This window comes from Microcoleus sp. A006_D1 (assembly GCF_036702805.1).
Taxonomy (GTDB): domain Bacteria; phylum Cyanobacteriota; class Cyanobacteriia; order Cyanobacteriales; family Microcoleaceae; genus Microcoleus.
Genome location: NZ_JAUBVZ010000004.1, coordinates 346,681 through 370,018, shown reverse-complemented (window position 1 = coordinate 370,018; position 23,338 = coordinate 346,681). Strand labels below are relative to the sequence as shown.

19 protein-coding genes are annotated in these 23,338 nt (G+C 44.2%); 9 read left to right on the top strand and 10 right to left on the bottom strand.

Translation table 11 applies throughout. From position 1 onward, the window contains the following. Positions 1 to 94 precede the first annotated feature (94 nt). The 7 genes from QUB68_RS09960 to QUB68_RS09930 form a co-directional block, all read right to left on the bottom strand. Positions 95 to 736: a Uma2 family endonuclease gene (locus QUB68_RS09960; protein ID WP_332991756.1), complete on the bottom strand. Its 642-nt coding sequence runs from the start codon at positions 734 to 736 to the stop codon at positions 95 to 97. A 179-nt stretch (positions 737 to 915) separates the two neighbouring features. Next, complete coding sequence (locus QUB68_RS09955) at positions 916 to 2,766, bottom strand: tetratricopeptide repeat protein (RefSeq protein ID WP_332991754.1); 1,851 nt, start codon at positions 2,764 to 2,766, stop codon at positions 916 to 918. After that, the gene (locus tag QUB68_RS09950; RefSeq protein WP_332991752.1) at positions 2,759 to 6,496 is read right to left on the bottom strand and encodes a tetratricopeptide repeat protein; all 3,738 of its coding nucleotides are present in this window, start codon (positions 6,494 to 6,496) and stop codon (positions 2,759 to 2,761) included. Before QUB68_RS09950 ends, QUB68_RS09955 begins: the two co-directional genes overlap by 8 nt. A 24-nt stretch (positions 6,497 to 6,520) precedes the next feature. Continuing rightward, complete coding sequence (locus QUB68_RS09945) at positions 6,521 to 9,349, bottom strand: tetratricopeptide repeat protein (protein ID WP_332991750.1); 2,829 nt, start codon at positions 9,347 to 9,349, stop codon at positions 6,521 to 6,523. A gap of 438 nt (positions 9,350 to 9,787) precedes the next feature. Next, positions 9,788 to 10,645: a calcium-binding protein gene (locus tag QUB68_RS09940; RefSeq protein WP_332991749.1), complete on the bottom strand. Its 858-nt coding sequence runs from the start codon at positions 10,643 to 10,645 to the stop codon at positions 9,788 to 9,790. Positions 10,646 to 11,003: 358 nt separating this feature from the next. Further along, positions 11,004 to 11,156, bottom strand: a complete 153-nt coding sequence (locus QUB68_RS09935; protein ID WP_332991748.1) for a hypothetical protein — start codon at positions 11,154 to 11,156, stop codon at positions 11,004 to 11,006. A gap of 6 nt (positions 11,157 to 11,162) precedes the next feature. Next, entirely contained in the window at positions 11,163 to 11,363 is a 201-nt protein-coding gene (locus QUB68_RS09930; RefSeq protein WP_332991747.1) for a hypothetical protein, read from the bottom strand. 73 nt (positions 11,364 to 11,436) lie between these two features. Here QUB68_RS09930 and QUB68_RS09925 point away from each other — a divergent pair, with 73 nt between their 5' ends. Beyond that, positions 11,437 to 11,640 (top strand): hypothetical protein, encoded by a 204-nt coding sequence (locus tag QUB68_RS09925; RefSeq protein WP_332991745.1) that lies wholly within the window; start codon positions 11,437 to 11,439, stop codon positions 11,638 to 11,640. A gap of 353 nt (positions 11,641 to 11,993) precedes the next feature. On the opposite strand, the gene QUB68_RS09920 is transcribed toward QUB68_RS09925, so the two are convergent. After that, positions 11,994 to 12,182 carry a hypothetical protein gene (locus QUB68_RS09920; protein WP_332991743.1) on the bottom strand — a complete coding sequence of 63 codons (189 nt, stop codon included), beginning with the start codon at positions 12,180 to 12,182 and terminating at the stop codon, positions 11,994 to 11,996. Positions 12,183 to 13,257: 1,075 nt separating this feature from the next. Here QUB68_RS09920 and QUB68_RS09915 point away from each other — a divergent pair. The 3 genes from QUB68_RS09915 (at position 13,258) to QUB68_RS09905 (ending at position 14,781) form a co-directional block, all read left to right on the top strand. Next, positions 13,258 to 13,521 (top strand): hypothetical protein, encoded by a 264-nt coding sequence (locus QUB68_RS09915; protein ID WP_332991741.1) that lies wholly within the window; start codon positions 13,258 to 13,260, stop codon positions 13,519 to 13,521. A gap of 132 nt (positions 13,522 to 13,653) precedes the next feature. Beyond that, on the top strand, positions 13,654 to 13,851 hold the full coding sequence (locus QUB68_RS09910; protein ID WP_332991739.1) for a hypothetical protein: 198 nt from the start codon (positions 13,654 to 13,656) through the stop codon (positions 13,849 to 13,851). A gap of 729 nt (positions 13,852 to 14,580) precedes the next feature. After that, positions 14,581 to 14,781 carry a hypothetical protein gene (locus QUB68_RS09905; RefSeq protein ID WP_332991737.1) on the top strand — a complete coding sequence of 67 codons (201 nt, stop codon included), beginning with the start codon at positions 14,581 to 14,583 and terminating at the stop codon, positions 14,779 to 14,781. 149 nt (positions 14,782 to 14,930) lie between these two features. On the opposite strand, the gene QUB68_RS09900 is transcribed toward QUB68_RS09905, so the two are convergent. Next, a complete protein-coding gene (locus QUB68_RS09900; protein ID WP_332991735.1) occupies positions 14,931 to 15,680 on the bottom strand; it encodes a pentapeptide repeat-containing protein in 750 nt (249 codons plus the stop codon). Positions 15,681 to 15,734: 54 nt separating this feature from the next. Between QUB68_RS09900 and QUB68_RS09895 the strand changes: the two genes are divergently transcribed. After that, positions 15,735 to 16,247: a phosphoribosyltransferase gene (locus QUB68_RS09895; RefSeq protein WP_332991733.1), complete on the top strand. Its 513-nt coding sequence runs from the start codon at positions 15,735 to 15,737 to the stop codon at positions 16,245 to 16,247. Positions 16,248 to 16,404: 157 nt separating this feature from the next. On the opposite strand, the gene dxr is transcribed toward QUB68_RS09895, so the two are convergent. Next, positions 16,405 to 17,595 (bottom strand): 1-deoxy-D-xylulose-5-phosphate reductoisomerase, encoded by a 1,191-nt coding sequence (gene dxr / locus QUB68_RS09890; protein ID WP_332991731.1) that lies wholly within the window; start codon positions 17,593 to 17,595, stop codon positions 16,405 to 16,407. Positions 17,596 to 17,766: 171 nt separating this feature from the next. On the opposite strand from dxr, the gene QUB68_RS09885 reads away from it, so the two are divergent. From QUB68_RS09885 to QUB68_RS09870, 4 genes are all read left to right on the top strand, one after another. Beyond that, positions 17,767 to 19,317, top strand: coding sequence for a DUF2079 domain-containing protein (locus tag QUB68_RS09885; protein WP_332991730.1), 1,551 nt, complete (start codon positions 17,767 to 17,769; stop codon positions 19,315 to 19,317). Positions 19,318 to 19,326: 9 nt separating this feature from the next. Beyond that, positions 19,327 to 20,910: a DUF2079 domain-containing protein gene (locus tag QUB68_RS09880; RefSeq protein ID WP_332991728.1), complete on the top strand. Its 1,584-nt coding sequence runs from the start codon at positions 19,327 to 19,329 to the stop codon at positions 20,908 to 20,910. Then, positions 20,903 to 22,375: a DUF2079 domain-containing protein gene (locus QUB68_RS09875; protein ID WP_332991727.1), complete on the top strand. Its 1,473-nt coding sequence runs from the start codon at positions 20,903 to 20,905 to the stop codon at positions 22,373 to 22,375. Before QUB68_RS09880 ends, QUB68_RS09875 begins: the two co-directional genes overlap by 8 nt. A gap of 578 nt (positions 22,376 to 22,953) precedes the next feature. Then, a complete protein-coding gene (locus QUB68_RS09870) occupies positions 22,954 to 23,316 on the top strand; it encodes a ferredoxin thioredoxin reductase catalytic beta subunit (RefSeq protein ID WP_265233595.1) in 363 nt (120 codons plus the stop codon). Positions 23,317 to 23,338 lie beyond the last annotated feature (22 nt).

Sequence of the window (23,338 nt, the reverse complement as noted above, 5' to 3'; positions counted from 1 at the left end):
ATTGGACTCCCGCTCAAGTCCGATCGCCCGACTGATAGGGGTTTGAAACGTTAGTTTCAAAGGGTGTAGGGTAAGTTCCGTTTAAACTTGGTGTTTAGGGCGATCGCAAATTCTGTCTCCATGCCTTTGCTGCGGCTAACGGGTGAGGATTTTTTACACATTCTGTCAACATATCGATATCAATTCCTGGTAGCAATTCGCTGTTTGTGATTAATTCATAACCGCAGTTTGACACAAATTCAACCGGAATCTCTTCTCGCAAACAGTAGATAGAAAATCGGTCATTTCGCCAGAACCAAACCTCTCGCACATTCAACCTTCTATACAGTTCTAGTTTATTGATGCTACCACTCGTAACAATCACTTCAATTACCAAATCGGGAAATTCTTTATCTGTGCCAATACAGTAAGCTTCATCCGGTTCCGTACCGCCACTTTTTTCCTCTTGTCGCAGAGTTGTAGATCCAAAAGGGAAATATTCGATGTCAGCTTCTACAAAGTAAATTTCTAGCAGATTTCCAATGCGAGTTTTGCCATTTTCATGGCGACGAGAAGGTGACATAATTTCTAAAACTCCATCTAAATAAGTAACTCGATATCCGGCAGCATCTCCAATCCGATTTAGCAGTGTTTCGTATTGTTCCCAGTTCGCCCTATCCGTGATGTATCTATCTTCAGGATCTTGGCGTTGGAGTGCTTGTTCTTTAAGTAGCGTATCTAGCTCAGTCGTCAGCATTGGTATTACCTCCTTACAAGTTGTTCTAATTTTAGCAAACGGCGGTTGAAACCGCCAGAAAGTCAAACGATGTCTGCCTCCGCAGACTGAAGAGAATAACCTAATTTTAATTGCCTTTTATTCAACCTGCGGAGGCAGGTTTTGTTTGTATAAACCTGGTTTCAACCGTACGTCCTATCTTATTCCCAATCAAACTTTCTTCCCAAATATTCCTCTAATTCCTGATTGTAAGGTTTAAAATAATCGCTCAATAGTTCACGAATTGACTCATTTACCCGCTGATAAACACCAGGATTAGCATTTTGATACTCAGACAATTGATATTCCGGCAAATCTAAAAATTCTAAAACCTGACTGACAGTCGCCGCCGCACCTGCATACAAATCTTCACTTTTCAAAACTAACAACTGTTCTGGGGGAAAGAAAGCCCGCCAGTTTTTTATAAATTCTATATACCTACCGCGAGCTAAATAATTGCCCGGTTCCTCGCCGATGATGTATTCTGGGTTTTGATTCAACCGTTCAATTTCATCGCTAATTGCCCGATCGATCGATCGCCCTTCCCAATTTAACTCCCTCAAGCGGTAAAAATGAGAAATGGCGCGATCGACCGGATTTCGCAAAAGCACAACCAGTTTCGCCTCTGGACACGCGCTGTAGAGACGTTCCGGCGCTTCCCGAAAGTCAAAATAACTCGGACTTGCTTCACCCGTTACAAACTGCTCTCCCTGCGGTATTGGCGGGAAATGAGCCAAATACCAATCAATCCCCCTCTGAAAGTGCCACGAGAAAAAATCCATTTCCTTTTTAATCGGAGTCAAAATTTGCGGCTGTTGAGCTAAATAAGTGTACAGAGAAGTCGTACCGCACCGCTGAGAACCAATAATTATAAACTTAGGAACTTTGACTGGTTTTAAATTCCAATTTTGTGGAACAGGCATCTTGCCTGTCTCTGTATCTGCTTGTGGAACAGGCATCTTGCCTATTCTCTTACTAAGAATAGATGCCAAAGTTTGTTTGTAACTAACAGTTTGATAACAGCTAATCGCCTCAGCAATTTTGCCTTTTCTCGTCAAAGCTTCCCCCAAATTCAAATAAGGCCAAAAAGCCTCCGGTTGAGCATCAACAACTTTGCGGCAGAAGTTTTCAACTTGATCCAACTTGTTTTGCTCAATCAAAACTTCCCACAAATTGTAATAAAACCACCAAGGAAGATCGGGATTTATTGCTATTGCTTGCAAAAAAGCCGCCGCCGCTTCCTCCCCATATTTTTGGTGGCTCAAAACAGCACCTAAATTGTAATAAGACCAGCAATCATCGGGTTTTTGGGCGACTGTGGCGCGGGCTGAGGCTAATACGCTAACGCACTTTTCCTGCTGTTTCAACAACTGCTCTAATTCCGCTGAGACTACAGCACAATCTGGCAGTCTTGTCAAAATAAAATTGTAAAGAATAATTGCGCTTTTTGGGCGATCGTACTTTGCTAAATTCTTACCTAACTGCAAATAAAACTCTACATTTTTCGGTGTAACTTGCAATTGACATTTTTCTAACACTGACTGTAAATCAGACTCTGTTTGTCCGAGACTATATCCCAACTTATCGTAAATTCCCGGCAAATTTCCATCAATTTCAATAGCTTGTAAATACGCAGCGATAGCTTCACCCGACTTTTTGAGTTTAGTCAAAGCGTCGCCTAAATTGCAGAAAGACCAAGCAAAATCTGAGTTGAGTGCAATCTCGCAGCGGTAAGCAGCGACAGCCTCTTCCCAGCGTTGCAGTTTTAGCAAAGCATCGCCCAAATTATGATAAGACCACGAAAAATCCGGGTTTAACTCAACAGCTTTTTTGTAAGCAGCGACAGCATCCTCCCAGCGTTCGAGTTTCAACAAAACATCGCCCAAACTGTGATGAGACCAAGAAAAATCTGGCTGTAACTCAACAGCTTGTTTGTAAGCAGCAACAGCATCATTAAACTCACCGCTTTCTTGCAGGGAATTCCCCAACTTGTGGTAATCATGACTATTCATGCAAAATACCTGCAATATTCATTAACTTCTCCAGCGAGTTTACATCCACACGCATATCTTTATGTCCCAGGTATTTTTGAGTGGGATTTTCAAACAATTCAGCAATTAAATAATAATGTTCTAAGTCACACAAATTGCTGATAGTCCAAAAGCAACTTGGCACATAAATCGGAGAAAAAATCTCAATTACTTTAGTTCCGGGATTGCAAAAAACTAGATTAGTCAATCCCGCGCCGTGAGGTGCGACAACTACTTTAGCCGCGGCCAAACACAATGCTTGTTCCGCTACCGAAATCGTTTCCAGCTTGACTGTCCGAAACCCAAACTTTTCTAAACAGCCTACAACCTCTTCCTCGTTGACAATTCGCCGATAGGATGCTTTTTGTCGGCTGATATAAATTCGTTCAGAATAATCTGTGTTTAGCGACTGCTGTTCATTTAAAAATATTCGTTTAAGATATTCGCATTTCCATTTCGAGGTTCCCGAACCACCATCGCAAATTGACGGCACTATTAATTTATCGGCTGTAAAGTGCGGCTGGTAGCGACTTTCTAAAAGTTTATCGAGTGGAATTCCTAAAGTATTTAAACTTTCTTTTTCATAAGCCGAATCGCAAGCATTGATAACAAACTTATCAATACTGTCTATCAATCCGCTCCGCTGCAAAAGATGGAACCGCGTAACCACATCAAACATCCAATGAAAATAAGCTGCGCCACCCCAGCGAGCCGACAAAAAAGCCACATTTCCCTCGATATGTTCGGCGGGAGGCAATTTGTCGGAAGTTATTACCAATTCAGGACAACCCATTGAAATATCGACAACAAGTTTATTGTCTGAAGTAATGGCGCAGGTAGTAGCAATATCTGCCCAAGCTCGTCCGTTTGGTAGTACGGCAACAAAAGCTTTTTTTGTATAAAAAATTTCATCTTCCCAACATCTGTTATCGGTGTGGATTGTTTTGGAATCAGATAAATTGATTTGACTTGCAGGATAAATGTCAATGCAAGTAATGCTCGGCTCTGACTCTGCTACAATTGCCAAATTGTCGGTAAATCCACAGTATTTTTTGATAACACTTAACGGCAACATTTTATAGCCAAGTTTTATGATGTCGGCTTCATCTACTTCTCCTTTTTGTTCCAAAGCATCAGCTATATGATAGTAAATTCCCAATAAATCGGGTTTAATTTGCAGTGCTTGAACCAAATTAGTTATTGCCGCTTCCCACTGCTGTTGTGCTATTAAACTCAAACCCAATCCTTCGTAACACCAACAGGATTTTGGATCGACATTTATGCCTTGCTCATAAATTGCGATCGCCCTTTCCAATTCCCCTTGATTCCGCAAAGCATCGCCCAGCCTCTTGTACAACCAACTATGCTGGGGTTCTAGCTCAACAGCACGGCCAAAAGCAACCGCTGCTTCTGGCCAATTTTCTTGTTTTTCCAGAACTTCCGCCAGACTATTGTACAGCCAACAATCGGGATTTAATTCAACAGCTTTGCCGTAAGCCACTGCTGCTTCGTCCCAATTTTCTAGTGCAACCAAAGCCTTACCCAGCCTCTCGTAAGACCAATAAAAATCCGCATTGAGTTCAATAAATTTGCGGTAAGCCGTCGCAGCTTCCTCCCACTCAGAAAGCTCCATCAATACATTGCCTAAACCACTGTAATTCCAGCAAAAATCGGGATTTAACTCAATAGCTTTACGGTAAGCAGCAGCGGCTTCGCCGTATTGCTCGATCTGCTGCAAAGTTTCCCCCAAAAAGTGGTAAGCCCAACTAAAATTAGGATTTAGTGCGATCGCCTGTTGGTAAGCGACCACAGCTTCATTCCACAACTCTTTATCTTGCAGACTTTTACCCAACTTGTGGTAAGTTAAATAATTGCCAGACTTAATTGTAATAGCGGTTTGATAGCAGGCGATCGCCTCATCCAGATAACCCCCATCTGCCGCAATATGCCCCAACTTTTCCCAACCTTGACACAAAACTGCTTGCTCTTCGCCCAAACTTTGATTGCCGATTTTTTTAACAATCAGTTGATAACCTTTGTGGACTACTTCTAACTGACTGCGAAACATCTCCAAGAAAAGATCGATTCCGATTTTAGTATTTTGCTCCGGGTTGTCGGGAAAGGTAAACTCATAATCGTCAAAAATCATCAATCCCCCAACTTTCACCAACCTCCAAGATAAAATCGCATCTTGCAGAGCGCTGGTGGCTTTGTGACACCCGTCAATGTAAGCAACATCGTAAGATTCTGAATCCAAGGTTACTAACACTTTCTGAGAATAACCTTGCAAGGGAATTACTTTGTCGCCCGAGCCAGTTTTAGCAATATTGCCATGAAATTGTTCTTGGAAATACAAATCAATACAAGTAATATTGGCCGTCGGATGAGTTAAAATATTATCCAACAACCAGCAAGCAGACATTCCTTGCAAACTGCCAATTTCCACAACTTGAAAATCCGCAATTCCCGCTAAATGCTGTAAATGCAGTTTCCAAATAGGAATATTGTGAGTAAACCAATCTTGGGTAAATTGATAATTTTTGGCCGCACACTCAGGCCAACCTCTCAATTCACTGGCTTTTTGGTGGAAAACCATCGCTTCTTCCACTTGCCCTAATCGCGGTAACAGATTTCCCAAATCGCTGTAAGGCTTAGAATTCGTCGGATCTATTTCTATTTGGCTACGGTAAGTGGCAACAGCTTCATCCCATAATTTTTGCCGAATTAAGGCAAATCCCAAATTGGAATAAAACACCAGAATATCTGGTTTTAGTTCGAGGGCTTTGCGGTAGCAACTAATAGCTTCTTGCCACATTTGTTTCTGAGCAAAAGATTCCCCTAAATAATTGTGTGCCCAATAGGAATCATTATTGATTTCTAGCACTTGACGGTAACATTGAATAGCCTCATCAAACTCGCGTCTTTGCGCGAAAACATTGCCCAAACCCATAGAAGCACGGGCATAATTCGGATTTATTTCGATGCTTTTCCGGTAACAGGAAATCGCCCGATCGCATTCTCCTCGCTCTGCCCAAGTTTTACCCAAACTGTGGTAAGATTCAAAAGAATCTGGATTGATGGCAATGGCTTGTCGGTAATTGGCGATCGCCTCATCCCACCGCTTCTGGCGAACCAGCATTTCTCCCAAATTGTGATAAGCTGTTGCCAGCTTCGGGTCTAGTTCAATTGCCCGCGAATAACACTCGATCGCGCGATCGAACTTTCCCAATTCAACTAAACTATTTCCCAGAGTGACGTGCTCCTCAGCCGTTGCCCAATTTGGTTCAATCTTGAAAGCTTGATACCAACAGTCTGCCGCCTCTGCTCGCTTTTCCAACTGCGTCCAGATTTTCGCCAACAGCCGATAAGCACCAGCAAAACTCGGTGCTAGGGCGATCGCTTTTTCACAACTTGCGATCGCCTTTTCCCACTGTTTTCCTTGAGAATACAAACTGCCGAGATTAGCATAAACTTCCGGCAAATTGGGATTGCGATCCAGTGCCGCTTCATACCACTGCTTAGCCTGTTCAATTTCACCTCTAACCTGCATCACCTTTCCCAGCGTCTGACAAGCAGCAGCCAAATTCGGTTCAATTTTCAACGCTGACTCGCAAGCAGCAACTGCCTCATTCAACCTGCCTTCAGCTAAACAAACTTCTGCTTGCCGACTCAAATCAACCGCTGCCTTTTCCATCTTCTCAATCAAGGGCATAATTAAACTTACTCCAGACGCTAGTTAACTCAAACCCACCACTTCAAGCATTCTTTTTAGCGAACTCAAGTTCACCAAAATATCCTCAGTCAGCGAATTTTGATACATTAACTGTCTAATAGGATAGCATTCAAAAGCCTCACCCGCTAAAAAGTAATGTTCCAACTTCAAATATTGACTGATTCCCCAGTAATAATGACCGATATAATGAGGCGATACCAACTCAATTACTTGAGTTTCAGACTTACAAAAAATCGTATTTGTCAAGCCGCTGCCGTGGGCTGCAACTATCACCTCAGCATGATAAAAATGAGCAACTTGCTCAGTCAAAGACATCGACTCAGGCATGATAGAAACAAACCCAGATTGCTCCAAAACCTCAACCACATCTTCCTCGTTCAAAACTCGGCGATATCTCGCTTTGCTGCGGCTGATGTAAATGCGTTTTGGATAGTTTGAACCAGGTATAATTACCTTGAGAAACTCCCGCCTCAAAAAATCGATCGCCCACCCGGGCGGCCAGCCCAAATAACCCGCAAAAGAAGGTACAATCAACTCTGTTGCTTGCAGGTGAGGAATGCGATCGCTCTCCAAAACCTTCTCCTCTGGAATGCCCAGAATCCTCAGAGTTTCCCGCTGAAATTCGTGTTGACAACTATTCACCAAAAACCAGTCTATTTCCGCCAAATCCCTACCGCTTTGTCGCAGCAATTCAATCCTCGGCAAAACGTCCACCATCCAGTGAAAATAGACATTTCCCGACAAACCAGAAAGCACCGCCACACTGCCGTCAACTTGCTTTAAAGGTGGAAACGATTCTAAAGTAAAAACGCTGTGTTTTCTCAAATCGTGCTTTTCGCATCCCGGCAACAAACCAGGATAATCTCTCGACACATCAGCCAACAAATAATTATCAGGAGTAATTACAGCAATCGCCTTACAAATCAGCCAATAATTTTGCTGCGGCACAATCCAAACTCGCCCATTCGGAATTGCAGCCACAAAAGTCTTTGGCGAATCCACAGGTAGGGGTTGCGAGTTAGACAAACGGCAAACTCCCCAACCCAAATGCACCGGATCAAACCACTTACCAATTCGGTACAAACACAACCCGCAAGTTAAACCACCACAATCGGAATTTGCCAATTGGGAATGAGCAATTGGCAGTTGAGACTTCGCCAAGTTTTCGATATTGGCTGTCTCGGATTTCCAAACTATTTCCACATAATTGCCAGCATCCAATTTCGCATTAACCAGCCAATCCCAAGTCGATAGATAGATACCTTGAGGAACTTTGGTTGCACTTAGTTCGAGTGAAATATAATTACTTTTCTGGGATAGTTGCGGCTGCGTATAGCCGTGAAATTGCAACTCTAAAACCTTTTGATAATAATCGATCGCCCTTTCCCACCGCCCCTGTTTTTCCAGCAGTTTCGCCAACTCAAAATAAACCTGGGGTAAAGCTGGTTGAATTGCCAAAACCATGTGGTAAACAGCAATTGCCGCATTTAGCTGCTTTTGGTGTACCAAGCAATTTCCCAGCCGCCAATAAAGCTCTGTATTTTTCGGCTGGATTTGCAAAGCTTTTTGATAATAAGCTGCTGCTGATTCATATCCGCCGTACTCTGTTAAAGTATTCCCCAGATGCAGGTAAATTTCTGTTAAATAATCGCATATTTCAGCAATCGGTAATTCCCGATCTGCACTTGACAAATATCTAGCCGCACCATCTTTTTTCTTTACTTTTAAATCCGTTAAATCTGTTAAATCCGTGACATCCGTGACATCCGTTAAATCCCGCACATTGCTCGTTGCCGAACTTCGAGTTAGTGCTGTGAGAAATCGATCGCACGCCGCGATCGCCCTTGACAATTCATCATCATCTACAGCAGCAACTTGCCGCATTTCTCCCAAACGGCAGTAAGCCTCAACAAAATCGGGCCGTACAGCTATCGCCTGCTGAAAATAAGGCATGGCTTCCGCAATTTTGCCCAAAACCATCAAAGAAAATCCGGCATCCGTATAGCCCGAAATATGCGAGGGTTCCAGTTCGAGTACCCGATCGAAACAAGCAACCGCCACCGAATGTTCCCCCTGCAATTGCCAAGCTTTGCCCAAATTGTAATGAGCCAAAACCATCTCCGGCTCCAACTCAATAGCTGTGAGGTAAGATGCGATCGCCCTTTCCGGGCTTTTATCCAGCAACGCTTGCCCCAAATTATTGTGCAGCGTCGCCCAATCCGGTTTAATCTCGATCGCCCGCTGGTAAACTTCGATCGCCTCAGCAGCCCGATCGTCCTTCAGCAGCATCGCCCCCAAATTGCTGTAAGCTTTCACATAATCCGGCTGGAGAGCAATCACCTGTCGGTAGGTATCAATGGCGGCTGCTAGCTGATTATTTTCATCTAAAATCACAGCCAGATTGTAGAAAGCAAGTAGATAATTGGGTTTAAGGGCGATCGCATTTCCGTAACACTCGATCGCCCCCAACAAATTACCCTGCTTGTGAAAAACATTTCCCAAGTTATAATGAATTTCTGGCCAATCTGGCTTCAAATCCAGAGCTTGCTGGTAGTGAAAAACCGCCTCATCCAGCCACGAATACTCGCTGTAAAGTTGACCCAAATAAGCATGAGCCAGCACAAACTTGGGCGAAATCTCCAAAGCTTGCACAAAAGCATCTCTTGCCGCCGTCGGATCTCCGCTCGCTTCGAGGATTTCGCCTAAAGTGGTGTAAGCTAGCGCAGAAAATGGCTGTAGTTCGATCGCCTGATGGCAAAACTCGATCGCCTCTGTTAACTTCCCCTGGTTCAAATAAACTTGGGCTTGCCGGATATATTCTTCAGTGCTCATTGCTCGCGGTGCAGTTGCGGTTGCTTTACCGCTTCAGAAAAACCTAGAAATTCTGATTTTAAAATTTTGTATTTTCCGACTATTTATATTTCAATACAGTTCCTTTAAGCCCGATCCCCCCTAGCCCCCCTTAAAAAGGGGGGGACAATAAATTCCTCAAAGTCCCCCTTGCTTTCGGGGGATTTAGGGGGATCTCCGGGCGATACAAACCGTTAACCCAAGGGTATTGATTTATATTTTGTGCGATCGGGCGATCGACTAATTTTATCAATAACTGTCGAGCGATTTTTTTTTAATTGTTCCTGCTTCAGTTCCTGCCTTGAATATTTCAACCTCACCCCGCTTGTGGCAGAGTGAGGTTGAAATCCTTTAAAACTACCAGCCTTTGTGAGAACAGCCCCAGATAAAATCCGGTGCCGCCCACAAATTCCAGTTGTTTTAGAACAACTCGAAGTTGCTCGGGGCAATCGTCAAGTTAGGCTGCAACTGAGCAACAGTTACCACTCCCCCGACGGCGTTGAAGTACAACACACCGTTTGTTGGGTCGTAGACCAACTTGTTGCTGTTTGCTGCGGTGGTACCAGATCCGGTGAAATTAGAAACAACGATAAACTCGCTAGCTTCAAAGCTCGTGCCCAAACCAGCCAACGCACCGCCTTGCTTCAAGACAATCTTATCTTGGCCTGGGGTAAAGTCAGTGATCGTGTCTACGCCGAAATCGCCGCCAAAACCACTGAAGTAGAACGTATCGCTGCCAGCACCGCCGGTCAGGACATCGCTGCCTCTGTCGCCAAAGATCGAGTCATTGCCAGCGCCGCCATCGACAGTATCATTGCCTTTACCGCCGTACAGCAGGTCGTTGCCGTCGCCGCCGCCGACAAAATCGTTACCTTCGCCGCCAAAGACTGTATCGTTGCCAGCTCCGCCGAGTACGGTGTCGTTGCCTTTGTCTCCAGAAACCAAGTCATTGCCATCACCGCCGTCGATCAGGTCATTGCCTTTACCGCCAAAGATCCTGTCGTCACCGCTGCCGCCAGCGACCACATCGTTGCCCGAACCAGCAAAGACAAGATCATTACCAGCGCCGCCGCCGATACTGTCATTGCCGCCGCCGGAAATAATCAGGTCGTCGCCACCGTTGCCGGCGATGACATCATTGCCCCCAAAAGTCAGGATGACATCGTTTTGAGCGCCTGAACTCAATCTGTTATCGCCTTGAGTACCGATAATGTTAGAGCCACCGCCACTTAAAGTGACTGAAGATACTGGGGTTGTTGGATTAGTTACCTGGGTCATTTACACTCCTCCTAAAAGATGAATCATTTTTCTACAATACACTTTTCCCTCCAAAGGGATTCAATAAATGGAACCGGACATCGGTTGAGACCCTAATTGACCCGGCTGCTATAAGCTGTCATGTAATTTAATTTGTCCGCAGGGAGTCCCAGATCGCGAGTTGAATCCTGTATTCGTTGAGCAGCAAATATCGGTTGTTTCCTGCTTTGGACTCTCGACTCCACCACTCCCTCCTCTAACACGAAAATATTCCAGTTAAACGTTTGCGAGTTTACCATACCGAGCTTGGGTGCGGCTAGTCATTTTTAAAACAATAGCCGGCAAATACACATAAACCATTTTTAATCGGAGTATGCTCTCAAGATTGAGAAATCGCACCGGGGGCTGTTGGCACTGTCGATCGCCGGATAGTTCGATCGCCCGCAATCGGGCTGTAACTGAGTTGGCGATTTTTTATTTGACTCTGGTTTACCAGACTTTTGAGTTCCGCCAAGAGTTCCCAAGAAATCAAAATTTTTTAGCTGTTAACAAAATCTGGCGCACAATCTGGGCCGCATTCAATCAAACCTAGCCCTCGAAAGAGATTCAAGCACCGCTCGCTGCCCTGAGTTTTTTCCTCGCCAGTTACTTTGCCGATCATCGGCAACACACTCCCGGACACAATCTTGAGGCCAAGAGCCTGAATTTTTCCACCAATATCCCTCGCTTTCTTTGGCATGATTTTCGCGCACCCACTTGGTCGATCGACCCAAAATAACTGATTTCTGCAATCAACTGCATCTATCCAGAGAATGCAGTGCTTGTGTTGTGAAGTTGGGATTTGGGTAGTAGGGTCAAGTTCTGACGGTACTCTCAAAGCTGAGAATAAGCTGCTGCGCATCTTCTACCAGTCGATCGACAGAATGCCACAGCAGGCCCGAGATCCCAACCCCGATCGCCATCAATCATCCCCCATCTCAAATCCCCAATCGAAAATCGGATTAATTGTCTGTTAGTTCCAGACACTCCAATCAAACACAGAAATCTTTTAGCAGCCAGGGACTCCCTGAGAGTGACACGCCACCCCGAACCTTCATTCAGTTGACAGTTGACTGCTTGAGTGCGACCTCTACCTAGAAGTCCGAGGATTGGAGTAATGAATAGTCTGATTTTAATTTCTCGCCTTTAAGGGTGGAGGCTTTAAACGAATTCTTTCTGGTAACTTTTGATATAATTAGATTTGACAATTTAATTTAACAAACTTAACTTTTATTTAGTCAAACTTTATTGCTAATTGTTAACTTCTAGCGGCAGATCGACAATTAGCAATTTCCCGGAAATTTGGTTGGGCATTCATAGACAAGCTGTACTATTTAGCCGAGGGGTGTACTTCTAGTTGCGATCTTAACCCGTTAGAATTGCTTTGGCTGTCGTAGCTGTAAATGTGAGCGTCGCTCTGAAAAATGTAATTGATAGAAGTAGCTGCATAGTAACTCAGCGCTAGCAGCGACACTAGATTAAGAATTCGATAAATTGGCTTCTCAGACATTTCGTTCATTTTTTCTCCTACTTTTTGTGTAAATAGCAAAGTTGGATACAGTGACTGCACTTTTATTGAGAAGTTCCCGAACCAGCAGTACAGCTAAAACATCCCAGAGATCGCACTATCGCCTCCTGATGCCCCCTCGCCTCAAACAAGTCCTGCTTGAGATTTGAAAGATTTTTTGTTGCTATTTCATATTGCAGCCTCTACCTTTTATTGTCTATCTAACTGCGGTAAGAGTTAGGCAATTTTGGCCATATCGAACTCTACAATTGCCTGACCAGTAGCGGCTACAGTTTGAACATATTGAGCCGCAATTGCTTACAGGCTAAAGATTGTAGCTGTTTGCAAACAGTAGGCAAGGGTTCTCCCGAATTCCATTAATGGTGCGCAGTGGCCGGAAGCCATAAAAATATTAAGTTGGTCAGCGGAACGCTGAAATATGTCTGAAGTTATACTTGTGCCAGCAACAGACCATGTTATATTGGTTATTGAGTTTGAGATTGGTTCATCTGGCAAATAACTTTTGACTTAAAAAATATTGCGGTTGGTCTCCGACAATCAGGGTATGACAATTTTGACAGCGTGGCAGCGTTAAATCACAATATGACAGCATAAAAGTAGGTGTCAAAAAGCAGAAGGCAGAATTTGACAGTGGTTAAAAAATACTGTTTTGGGATTCCAGATTTTTTATTTGATTCTACCTTTTACCTGCACTTTGTTGTTGCCATAAAAGCAAGATGATTTACTCGCTGCGCTCGGCGATTCACAAGGGATAATTCATGACCAGCTAACCGACTGCGTTTGAGTCAGTTACTTTCCCAGATTATAATTCTTGCTCGTATTTAGCTGTTTGTGCAACCGACTTTTTGCTGGAAATTTGCAAAAGGGATAGGGGCAGAACAACAGGCCAAACCAGAGGGCCAATTACTAAGGCTATCCAAGAGATTAAATCTTTTTTCGAGGTCGCAGTATCGTTCCAAAAACTTTTGAACCAAACAAAAAAAACGATTAAAGCAATCGAAAAGTAGCCAATAATTATCATTTTTTACCTGCCGGCCTGTAGATTGGATAAAAGTATTTATGATTATTGTATCTCAATGTGCGGCTCGCCGATCGCAACTTTCTCCCCTCCGCTGCAAGTGTCCTCAAGCGTAGCTATCCAGTAGGGAATCGCCCAAGCTTTCACAAGTCTCCGAGTCCAGATGCTGCGGTGTCGCCGATCGCACGCACTCAATCACGCAGCAGCGGCGCGCTCAACGTCTTGCGCTCAGGACTTTTCAACCTGCGGTCAAACTTTGAGGCATCGCCCTGCAAAGCAGCAAATGCGATCGAGATCTCTCGTTCTCTGTGATGTTACTCACGTATACTCCCAGACTTCGATCGCAAGTCGAGCTCAGAAAGATCACACAGCTTAGCCGACGGCAATCACCCTACTCTGTTCTCAAATGCTCGATATTAGAGTAGTTGAGTTCAAAGAGATTTCATGGCAGCTCTGACTTTAAAATCCGATCGCGCGATCGCTGAACTGTTCTATCAAGTCAGCCATTCAGGCAATCTGACTCGCACTGAAAGCCACGGACTGCGAGCACTCTGCGAAAACGCTCTGGGCGAAGACGACCGAGATGCCGTCAATCGCCTGCTTCACGCCATCCGTCGCGGATGGGTCAGGATTTCCGATTAGTCCCCTCAAACAAGAAGTTGAGATCGGTATTTCTACTTTCCCTCCTCTAAAGCTGTGCCAGTATTTCGCTCCATTAACCCTCTCAAATAAAATTGCGCTGCGATCCTCGAAACGCTCGAACCCGATTTCTTGAAGAAGTCGGGATTTTTGATCTAAAGCAGTCCGTAGCCTGTAGTCAGCCTTTAGCACTAATTAAGTAGATTCACGGACAAAATTCCCTACTAAGACACCAAATAAATGCAGGCAAAAGCGGATTTCTGAACACCTTCATTCAGTTGACAGTTGACCGCTTGACAGTTGACAGCACTTGACAAAAGAAGGAAGAGGATTTGAGTAATGAATAGTCTGATTTTAATTTCTCGCCTTTAAGGGTGGAGGCTTTAAACCAATTCTTTGGAGTAAAAGTTTGAGGTTTAATTAAGGCGATCGCTTCAGTTAGCAGTCATTAGCGAGCAGTCAGCAAGTAATCTATTATGAGATAAATATTAATTTATTTGTCATATTTTCTTAACAAAGACTACAGATATCGAAGTTGCCAAAAGCGAGGAATCGGGACGGAGTTTGTATTTAGAGTTACTCTCTCGATCGACGAAACCTGCGATCCCCAAATCCGGTTGATACAAATCACGAATCTCGACCGAATCGATCACATTGATTAGCGTATTTGAATCACATAAATATGCAGAAAATCAGTCAATACTGTCAAAAGTGAGTTCAATAAAAAACATCATGATGACCCAAACGTTTTTATCTCAATTTACTATTGCAGAGTTAGTCTTTCAGGTATATCACTCCGGTCTCCTGACCCCCACTCACCGACAACAGCTCAAGACAGCCCTGTTAAATGACTGTCTTACCGAAGAAGATCAAACAGCCATCAACCGCTTGCTCCACGCCGTTCGCCGAGGCTGGCTGAAAATTGCAGATTAAATCGTGACCAATTTTTTTTTGACACTCCTCTTGAAATGCACTGTCACCTGAAGGCAAAATTAAATCTCCTTCATAAATTCAGGAATTAAGCTAAATGTAGGGTGCACCACCAGCACCCTGCGGTTTTAACTTATGTTTTGCCAGCTTATTTACTCAGAAATTTTGCCATCTGGCATCATCGCCTCTCTCAGATTCGCCTCCTTCAAATTTGTCCCGCGCAAATTTGCTTGATGCAAGTTTGCTCCCCGAAGATTTGCTCCCTTAAGGGAAACTCCACTCAAATCTGCTAAATGAAGATTTGCACAGCTCAAGTTAACTCCGCTCAAATCGGCTCCCTTCAAATCCGCTTTTTCGAGATTGGCTTCCGTCAAATTTGCCCAACTCAGATTTGCTTGAGTTAAGTTAGCATGGCTGAGGTCTGCTTGTGTTAAGTTGGCATCGGTTAAATTTGCTTTGCTGAGATTGATTCCGCAAAGTTTTACCTCTGTCAAGTTGGCACCTTGCAAGTTAGCGTTAACTGCATAAACTTGCATCAAAATTGCCCGCTGAAGGTTGGCATCTCTGATGTCTGCACCCCTGAGACTCGCCCCGGTTAAATCGGCCCCGCTGAGCACCGCACTCCGCAAGATGGCTCCACTAAAGTTCGCTCCCATCGCCTCGCATTCGCCGAAATTAGCCGACATGAGGTTGGCTTGAGAGAGGTTGGCTTGGCGGATATCTGCTTGATACAGATTGGCTCTGTAGAGCGTGATGCCGATCGAATTTGCACCTGTTAAATTAGCCCCAGTCAGGTCAATATCGCGCAAATTTATCCTTGACATATTGACACCGGCCAAGTCTACTTTGTGAAAAACCCGTTCTCCGGCTGCATACCGCGTGAGAAGTTCCTCTGCATTCATGTCATTTTCCCCAAAATATTGAATAATGTCTTTGATATTTCAATAATATTAGGCATGAGCGACCTTTACATTTCTTGGTCTGAGTACCATCGCAAAATTGAGGATTTGGCTGTAAAAATTGACGAATCTCAATGGAAATTCGATCGCATTGTCTGTCTGGCGAGGGGAGGGCTGCGCGTCGGCGATACTCTGTCGCGGATTTTCGACAAGCCTCTGGCGATTTTAGCGGCCTCGTCCTATGGTGGGGCTGAGGGAAAAGTCCGGCGGGCGATCGAGTTTGCGCCTAATTTGACAATGGTGGGCGATAATTTGGGCAGCCAGATTCTGCTAGTTGACGATTTGGTAGATTCGGGAATTAGTTTGGAGCAAGGTATCGATTGGCTGAAGAGTCGTTACGGCGAGGATATTCAGGAAATTCGGAGTGCTGTGCTTTGGTACAAGGCTTGTTCTGTTGCGAAACCGGATTATTATGTAGATTATTTGGCGGATAATCCTTGGATTCATCAACCTTTTGAAGTGTACGAAAAGTTGAGTGCGGCTGATTTGGCGGTGCCCATCAAGAATTAGTATTGAATACAAAGTGAAATAGGGCGGGAACCCTCGCCCAAAACTTTGATTTGTCTCTTCCCCATATTTTGTACTTATATCAATCATGAAAAGTAGGGACACGGCAATGCCGTGTCCGGCTTTGGTTCGCTTGCATTCCTCACTACGAACCAAAGAATTAGCGAACCGAAAGAATACGATCGCCCAATTCGACACTTCCAGCCAAAACTTCCTGCCGCGCCCACTGATCCGCCGCCAAAATATCCTCTAAACCAGGACTGGCACAGTTATCAATTTGATGTTTGTCGCAGGCTTTCTCAATCAACTTCGGAATATCCAAAAACGTAATCTTTTCCTCCAAAAATAGCGCTACCGCTTGTTCGTTTGCCGCATTCAGCACCGCAGGCATCGAGCCGCCCGCACGTCCCGCCGCATAAGCCAACTGCATACAAGGATACTTTTCGTGGTCTGGTTCTCGGAAAGTCAAATCCCCAGCTTTTACCAAATCCAGCCGCGGCCAATCTGTATGAATTCGCTCCGGCCAAGACAAAGCGTAAAGCAGCGGCAACCGCATATCTGGCCAGCCCAATTGCGCCAAAATAGACGTATCTTGCAGCTCAATTAACGAGTGAATTATGCTCTGGGGATGGATGACAATATCAATGTCGTCATAATCCATCCCGAACAAGTAATGAGCCTCAATTACTTCTAATCCTTTATTCATCAAAGTAGCAGAATCAATGGTAATTTTCTGCCCCATCGACCAATTCGGATGTTTCAAGGCATCTGCGACTGTTACTCCGGCTAATTGGTCGATCGGCAAATCTCGAAAAGAACCGCCGGAAGCTGTAAGAATAATTCGCCGCAATCCGCCCGCTGGTATGCCTTGCAGGCACTGAAAAATTGCCGAATGTTCCGAATCTGCCGGCAATATTTTAACGCCGTATTTTTCGATTAAGGGGTTGACAACGGGGCCGCCGGCTATTAATGTTTCTTTATTGGCTAAGGCGATATCTTTGCCTGCCTCAATAGCTGCAATTGTTGGCAGCAAACCGGCACAGCCAACTATACCCGTGACGACGGCTTCAGCATCGCCGTATTTGGCAACTTCGACAACGCCTGACTCGCCAGCAAGTAAAATAGGTTGAGGCTCGATATCTGCGATCGCCTCCTGCAATTCCTGTAATTTATCTTCGTCGCAAATCGCAACAATTTCCGGCCGAAACTGTCGAATTTGCTGGGCCAGCAAGGTTACATTTCGTCCTGCGGTTAACCCGACAATCCGAAACTGTTCCGGGTATTGAGCTACAATATCCAGAGTCTGAGTGCCGATGGAGCCTGTGGAGCCGAGAAGAGTTATCGCTTTCACAATTTTTTAAGGTTTTATGGATTATTCTAATATTACGATTACTGGAACTCAAATTAGTAAAAGTTTGCCTGAATAAATTCTAGTCAGCACCTCAAAGCGCACAAACTTTCGTTCGCCTGCGCGGAGTATTGAGTAAATAATATTTAGAATAGTCAGTTACTGTCAGCTTTTATGCAAAACTCCTCTGAAAATCTTACAATCTCCGGCGAGGAAAGTCGCAGCGCACTTGCGGAAAAATTACCCGCTCAATTATTCCCGCCGCCGAGTGTAGTTTGGATGGCGGGGGCGGCGGCTGTGATTTTCTTTTTGTGCAGCAGTTTGCGGCACGCTTTGTTTCAATCAACCGCTTGGGATTTAGGAATTTTTGACCAAGTTATCTATTTAATTAGTCAGGGGAAAGCGCCAATTTCCTCATTTTTAGGCTTTCACATTATGGGCGATCACGCGAGTTTGATTTTCTATATTTTATCATTATTTTATAAAATTTATCCCGATGTTCACTGGCTTTTTGCAGTGCAAGCTGTGGCTTTAGCTGTGGGTGCTTTGCCTGTTTGGAGTTTGGCAAATTTGGCTGGTTTGAATCGAGAAAAATCGGCTGCTATGGCAGCGGTTTACTTACTTTATCCGGTAGTTTTTAACATTAATTTGTTTGATTTTCACCCAGAAATTATTGCTTTACCCGCTATTTTGTGGGCAATTTTGGCGGCGCGTTTGAGTCAGCCTTGGCGGTTTTGTACGGCGGTGATTGTGATTTTGGGCTGCAAGGGTGTTTTGGCTTTGACTGTGGCGGCGATGGGTTTGTGGCTGCTGCTATTTGAGCGGGAAAGTCTATCGGGGCGGGAAAAAAGGGTGAAAAGGGCGATTGCACTTTTTGCTATTATTTCGGGTACAGCTTGGTTTTTGATTGTGACTCAAGCAATTATCCCAGGTTTTAGGGGAACTGAATCCGGCAGCATCGGGCGCTATGCTTATCTGGGAAATTCGGTATTAGAAATTGCGGGAAATTTGCTATTAAAGCCTGGGTTAGTTTTAGGAAAAATCTTGTCATTCGACACTTTTAAATATCTATTCTTATTGATTTTACCTGTAATTTGGGGGCTGTCACCTCGATATTTAACGCCTCTGGTTGGCGCGCTACCGACTTTAGTTTTGAATGTCCTTTCCCAAGAGCCGTTTCAGCGCAGTTTGGCTTATCAGTATTCACTCCCGGTAATTCCATTTTTATTGTTAGCAGTTATATCGAAGGAAGAAGGAAGAAGGAAGAAGGAAGAAGGAGAAGAAGGAGAAAAAACACCGATTACCAATTACCGATTGCCAATTCCCAATTTGAATGCTCCAAAAACAGTTATTATTTGGTCGTTAATAATGTTCTTGTTGTTGGGCGAATCTAAAGATTTCTGGCTGTATCTCAATCGCGCCGACACTGCGCCAGCGTCGCGGGAAGCTGTGAGTCAAATTCAGCCGCAAGCTAGCGTTTTAACCGACAACCGACTGGCTGCTCACTTGGCTCACCGGCCAAAAATTAAGGCACTTTCGCAGATTTCCTCCGAGGCGGATGCGGTGAATTTTGACTCTGTACTGTTGAATTTGCGCCATCCGTGGCCCGATACGAAGCAAATGGGCGATCGCACGGCAAATTACCTCAAACAATCTCCCAACTTTAAATTACAATATCAAAAAGATGATGTTTGGCTATTTCAAAAAATTGGTGAAAATCGATAACAAGTTAAAATGCTCGACTTAAAACAGAAAACAATTCACCCTGTAGCATGGATGGTAGGTGCAGCAACCCTAATCCTGTTTGCCGCCAGCAGCGCGCGCCACGCCTTGTTTCATTCCACTGCATACGACTTAGCCATTTTTGACCAAGCAATTTACTTGATATCTCAAAATCAAACGCCATTTTCATCATTAATGGCTATCAATATTTTAGGCGATCATGCGGCGTTCATTTTCTATCCGCTAGCTTTACTTTACAAAATATATCCCGATGTGCACTGGCTGTTATTCGTGCAAGCTTTTGCCCTAGCTTTAGGTGCTTGGCCTAGCTGGAGTTTAGCACGTCAAGCGGGATTAAATGAACCAAGGGCGATCGCACTTGCGGCCGTATATCTGCTTTATCCCGCAGTATTTAACGTCAATCTGTTCGACTTCCACCCCGAAGTAATTGCCTTACCCGCCATCTTAGCAGCAATTTTAGCCGCCAGACTTGATAAAATCTGGTGGTTTTGTGCCGCCATCCTCTTAATTTTAAGCTGCAAAGCCGTGCTATCTTTGACAGTTGTGATGATGGGTGTTTGGCTATTATTCTTTGAGAAAAACCGCAAGTGCGGACTCATCGCTATATTTCTCGGTGCAGCTTGGTTTTTGATAGCTACTCAAGCAATCGTACCATATTTCAATCAAGGCAAACAACACGCAGGTATCGGGCGATATCAATATTTGGGAAACTCCGTTTTTGAAATTGTGATTAATTTAATTCTGAAACCGCATCTAGTAGCAAGCCGGATTTTTTCGACTGATACTTTGGGATATTTGATTTTGTTATTTTTGCCTGTAATCTGGTGGCTTTCCCCGCGTCACTTATCACCGTTAATTGGGGCTTTTCCCATGCTATTGATGAATATCCTTTCGGATATTGAGGCTCAGCGAGATTTGATTCACCAATATTCCGTGCCGATATTTCCGTTTTTATTAACTGCTGTAATTTCTACCCTAGCAGACAGACAGAAAAGAGGCCAGAATTTTTGGAAAAATGCCCGGAATTATCTATGGAATCACCGCCACTTGATGCCGCGAATTTGGAAGCCAGTATCGCAACGCATTTCTATTAAATCTGTTAAACATATCTGGATTCGCCGCCTTTGGATTCGCCGCAGTTGGAGGTGGGGAAGATTGCTGTTTGCCAATTTGTCAAAAACGTTGATTTTGTGGTCGCTTTTAAGTTTTTTTATTTTGGCAAAGTATGGGTACTTTGGGACTATTTATTTAGAGTCTCTTGATACTTGGCAAGCGACGCAGCAGGCAATTAACAGAGTGCAAACTAAACGTAATGTTTTAACAGATAATTCTCTAGCAACTCATCTCGCTCACCGTTCAACAATTAAATTGCTGCATCAAGTTGCCAACGGACAAAGTTTGAATGAATTTGAGTACGTACTATTAAATATGCGCCATCCTTGGCACGATACTGCTGATACTGCTGTGAGTGTCGCAGCTCAACTTAAAAAATCTCCCGAGTTTAAGATAAGCTATCAGCAAGACGATGTTTTGTTATTTCAGAAGATCCGCCCAAAAATAGGTAGCAATGAATAAATTAAACTATTTTAAACATCTAAAATATTATCCTATAATTTGGTCGTTAGCGAAGCCCTCGAAGAGGATCGCCCTTGTCGCCCTAATATTTTTTCTATGCAGCAGTGCACGCCATACCCTGTTTGAATCCAACGCCTTTGAACTAGGAATTTACGACCAAGTAGCGTACTTAATCAGTCAAGGACAAACGCCGTTTTCCTCATTTCTCGAAATTCACCACATGGGAAATCACGCTGCTGGGGTGATGTATCCTGTGGCTTTGCTTTACAAAATATATCCCGATGTTCATTGGCTGTTGTTAGTGCAAGCAGTAGCCCTAGCATCGGGTGCTTTGCCAGTTTGGAGTTTAGCCAGTCAAGCCGGATTAAATAATAGCATATCTCGGGCGATCGCCTGTATCTACCTTTTCTATCCATTAGTCTTCAATGTCAACCTCTTCGACTTCCACCCAGAAGTAATTGCTTTACCCGCACTGCTAGCCGCAATCCTCGCCGCCAGACTAAATAAAACCCTATGGTTTTGTGCTGCCATCGTCTTAGTTTTGAGCTGCAAAGCCGTGCTATCTTTAACTGTGGCGGCGATGGGATTGTGGCTGTTGTGTTTTGACAAAAAGCGCAATTGTGGGCTGATAGCTCTATTTCTCGGCGTGGGTTGGTTCCTGGTAGTTACTCAAGCTGTGATCCCGTATTTCAATCAAGGAAGAGAACACGCAGGAATCGGGCGTTACGGATATTTAGGTCATTCAGTTTTAGAAATTGCTGCTAATTTAATATTGAAACCAAATCTAATTTTAGGGCGTTTGTTTTCTGCTGATACTTTTGAATATTTAGCGTTACTGGTATTGCCTGTAATTTGGTGGCTTTCACCACGGCATCTGACACCTTTAATTAGTGCGGTACCGATGTTAGCAATGAATATCCTTTCGGATATCCCCGCTCAGCGAGATTTGATTCATCAATATTCTATTCCGATATTGCCGTTTTTGTTGGTTGCCGTAATTTCCAGTTTAGCAGATAGCAACCAGCCCAAGGGAAAGACAATATTTGAGAGATTGCCAATTCCTAAATATCCATTGCCGAGAGTGATTGTAATTTGGTCGTTGATTGGTTTCCTAGCTTTAGCGAAATACGGCTATTTTTGGACTATTTATTTGGATTCCCTCGACACTTTGCCCGCTACCAGAGAAGCAATTGCTCTCGTCAAGACAAAAGGCAGTCTTTTAACAACTTCTCACATTGCTCCGCACTTAACGCACCGCCCTGTCGTACAATTAACTCAGGCTCACGCGCCACCTGCAAATCTCGCAGCATTTGAGTATGTCTTGCTGAATTTGCGCTATCCTGGCTGGATGAGCGATCGAGCTTTTGTGCAAAACCTAGTAACTAAACTCGCCAACAATCCCCAATTTACACTCAAATATCAGCGGGATGACATTTATCTATTTACCCAAAAGGCAAACAAATAAATCATCTTCTGTTCCTTCGCGCCCTTTGCGCCTAAGCGGTTCGTAACATAAATCTCATTCACAAATCAATTTGACATCAATCCTCCGCTTTCAAAACTCTTATTGCAAACTTCACCTAAGTTTTCAGCGTGCAAACCAATAGTTTACTGCGCCTAGAGGTAGCTAGCAGCGTGGGAGGTGGATTTTAACATTAATCTGACCAAAGTACAGTCAGCGAGCAAAATCAGCCGGGAGGGAGGAGATTTTGGTGGCCGGTGGGCTCCGGGGAAATTGCCATCAGATGCTGGTAACAAGGACAGGGCTGTGCTATATTATCTCATTTATATCCGCTTTGGGGGATGATTGATGAGGGCGATCGATCGCCCCAATCTATGGGGCCGACTCCAAAAACCGGGTAACCCGCCAGTTTCCCCAACCGTCCGGGATACAGAAAAATCACTAAAAAACCGACAACCTAAAACTCAATTTTTGTCAAGGTTTTACTCTTTGTAAGTAAAGAGAAATAACAAGTGTTTAAAATCACATTTTGCGGTACAATTGTCAAAAGCTCGTAGCATCCTCAACTCCGATCCTAAACTATGAACACAACAGAAAAATCTAAACTCTCCAACGAAAAAACTTTGGAGGCGATGAAGAATTTCTCCGAAACCTACGCCAAGCGCACCGGAACTTATTTTTGCTCCGAGCCTTCAGTCACTGCTGTTGTTATTGAAGGGCTAGCAAAGCACAAAGACGAACTAGGCGCTCCCCTATGCCCTTGTCGCCATTACGAAGATAAAGAAGCCGAAGTAAAAGCCGCCTACTGGAACTGTCCCTGCATTCCCATGCGCGAGCGCAAAGAGTGTCATTGTATGTTATTTCTGACACCAGATAACGATTTCGCTGGAACTAATCAGGAAATTGGCATGGATCAGCTTCAAGCTGTCAGAGAGACTATGTAATATGTAATCGCTTAAGTAGGCG

What these genes read in the sequence shown, in the direction of transcription:
- QUB68_RS09960 (WP_332991756.1), bottom strand. Translation starts at nt 736, where the DNA reads ATGCTGACGACTGAGCTAGATACGCTACTTAAAGAACAAGCACTCCAA.
- QUB68_RS09955 (WP_332991754.1), bottom strand. Translation starts at nt 2,766, where the DNA reads ATGAATAGTCATGATTACCACAAGTTGGGGAATTCCCTGCAAGAAAGC.
- QUB68_RS09950 (WP_332991752.1), bottom strand. Translation starts at nt 6,496, where the DNA reads ATGCCCTTGATTGAGAAGATGGAAAAGGCAGCGGTTGATTTGAGTCGG.
- QUB68_RS09945 (WP_332991750.1), bottom strand. Translation starts at nt 9,349, where the DNA reads ATGAGCACTGAAGAATATATCCGGCAAGCCCAAGTTTATTTGAACCAG.
- QUB68_RS09940 (WP_332991749.1), bottom strand. Translation starts at nt 10,645, where the DNA reads ATGACCCAGGTAACTAATCCAACAACCCCAGTATCTTCAGTCACTTTA.
- QUB68_RS09930 (WP_332991747.1), bottom strand. Translation starts at nt 11,363, where the DNA reads ATGCCAAAGAAAGCGAGGGATATTGGTGGAAAAATTCAGGCTCTTGGC.
- QUB68_RS09925 (WP_332991745.1), top strand. Translation starts at nt 11,437, where the DNA reads ATGCAGTGCTTGTGTTGTGAAGTTGGGATTTGGGTAGTAGGGTCAAGT.
- QUB68_RS09920 (WP_332991743.1), bottom strand. Translation starts at nt 12,182, where the DNA reads ATGAACGAAATGTCTGAGAAGCCAATTTATCGAATTCTTAATCTAGTG.
- QUB68_RS09910 (WP_332991739.1), top strand. Translation starts at nt 13,654, where the DNA reads ATGGCAGCTCTGACTTTAAAATCCGATCGCGCGATCGCTGAACTGTTC.
- QUB68_RS09905 (WP_332991737.1), top strand. Translation starts at nt 14,581, where the DNA reads ATGATGACCCAAACGTTTTTATCTCAATTTACTATTGCAGAGTTAGTC.
- QUB68_RS09900 (WP_332991735.1), bottom strand. Translation starts at nt 15,680, where the DNA reads ATGAATGCAGAGGAACTTCTCACGCGGTATGCAGCCGGAGAACGGGTT.
- QUB68_RS09895 (WP_332991733.1), top strand. Translation starts at nt 15,735, where the DNA reads ATGAGCGACCTTTACATTTCTTGGTCTGAGTACCATCGCAAAATTGAG.
- QUB68_RS09885 (WP_332991730.1), top strand. Translation starts at nt 17,767, where the DNA reads ATGCAAAACTCCTCTGAAAATCTTACAATCTCCGGCGAGGAAAGTCGC.
- QUB68_RS09880 (WP_332991728.1), top strand. Translation starts at nt 19,327, where the DNA reads ATGCTCGACTTAAAACAGAAAACAATTCACCCTGTAGCATGGATGGTA.
- QUB68_RS09875 (WP_332991727.1), top strand. Translation starts at nt 20,903, where the DNA reads ATGAATAAATTAAACTATTTTAAACATCTAAAATATTATCCTATAATT.
- QUB68_RS09870 (WP_265233595.1), top strand. Translation starts at nt 22,954, where the DNA reads ATGAACACAACAGAAAAATCTAAACTCTCCAACGAAAAAACTTTGGAG.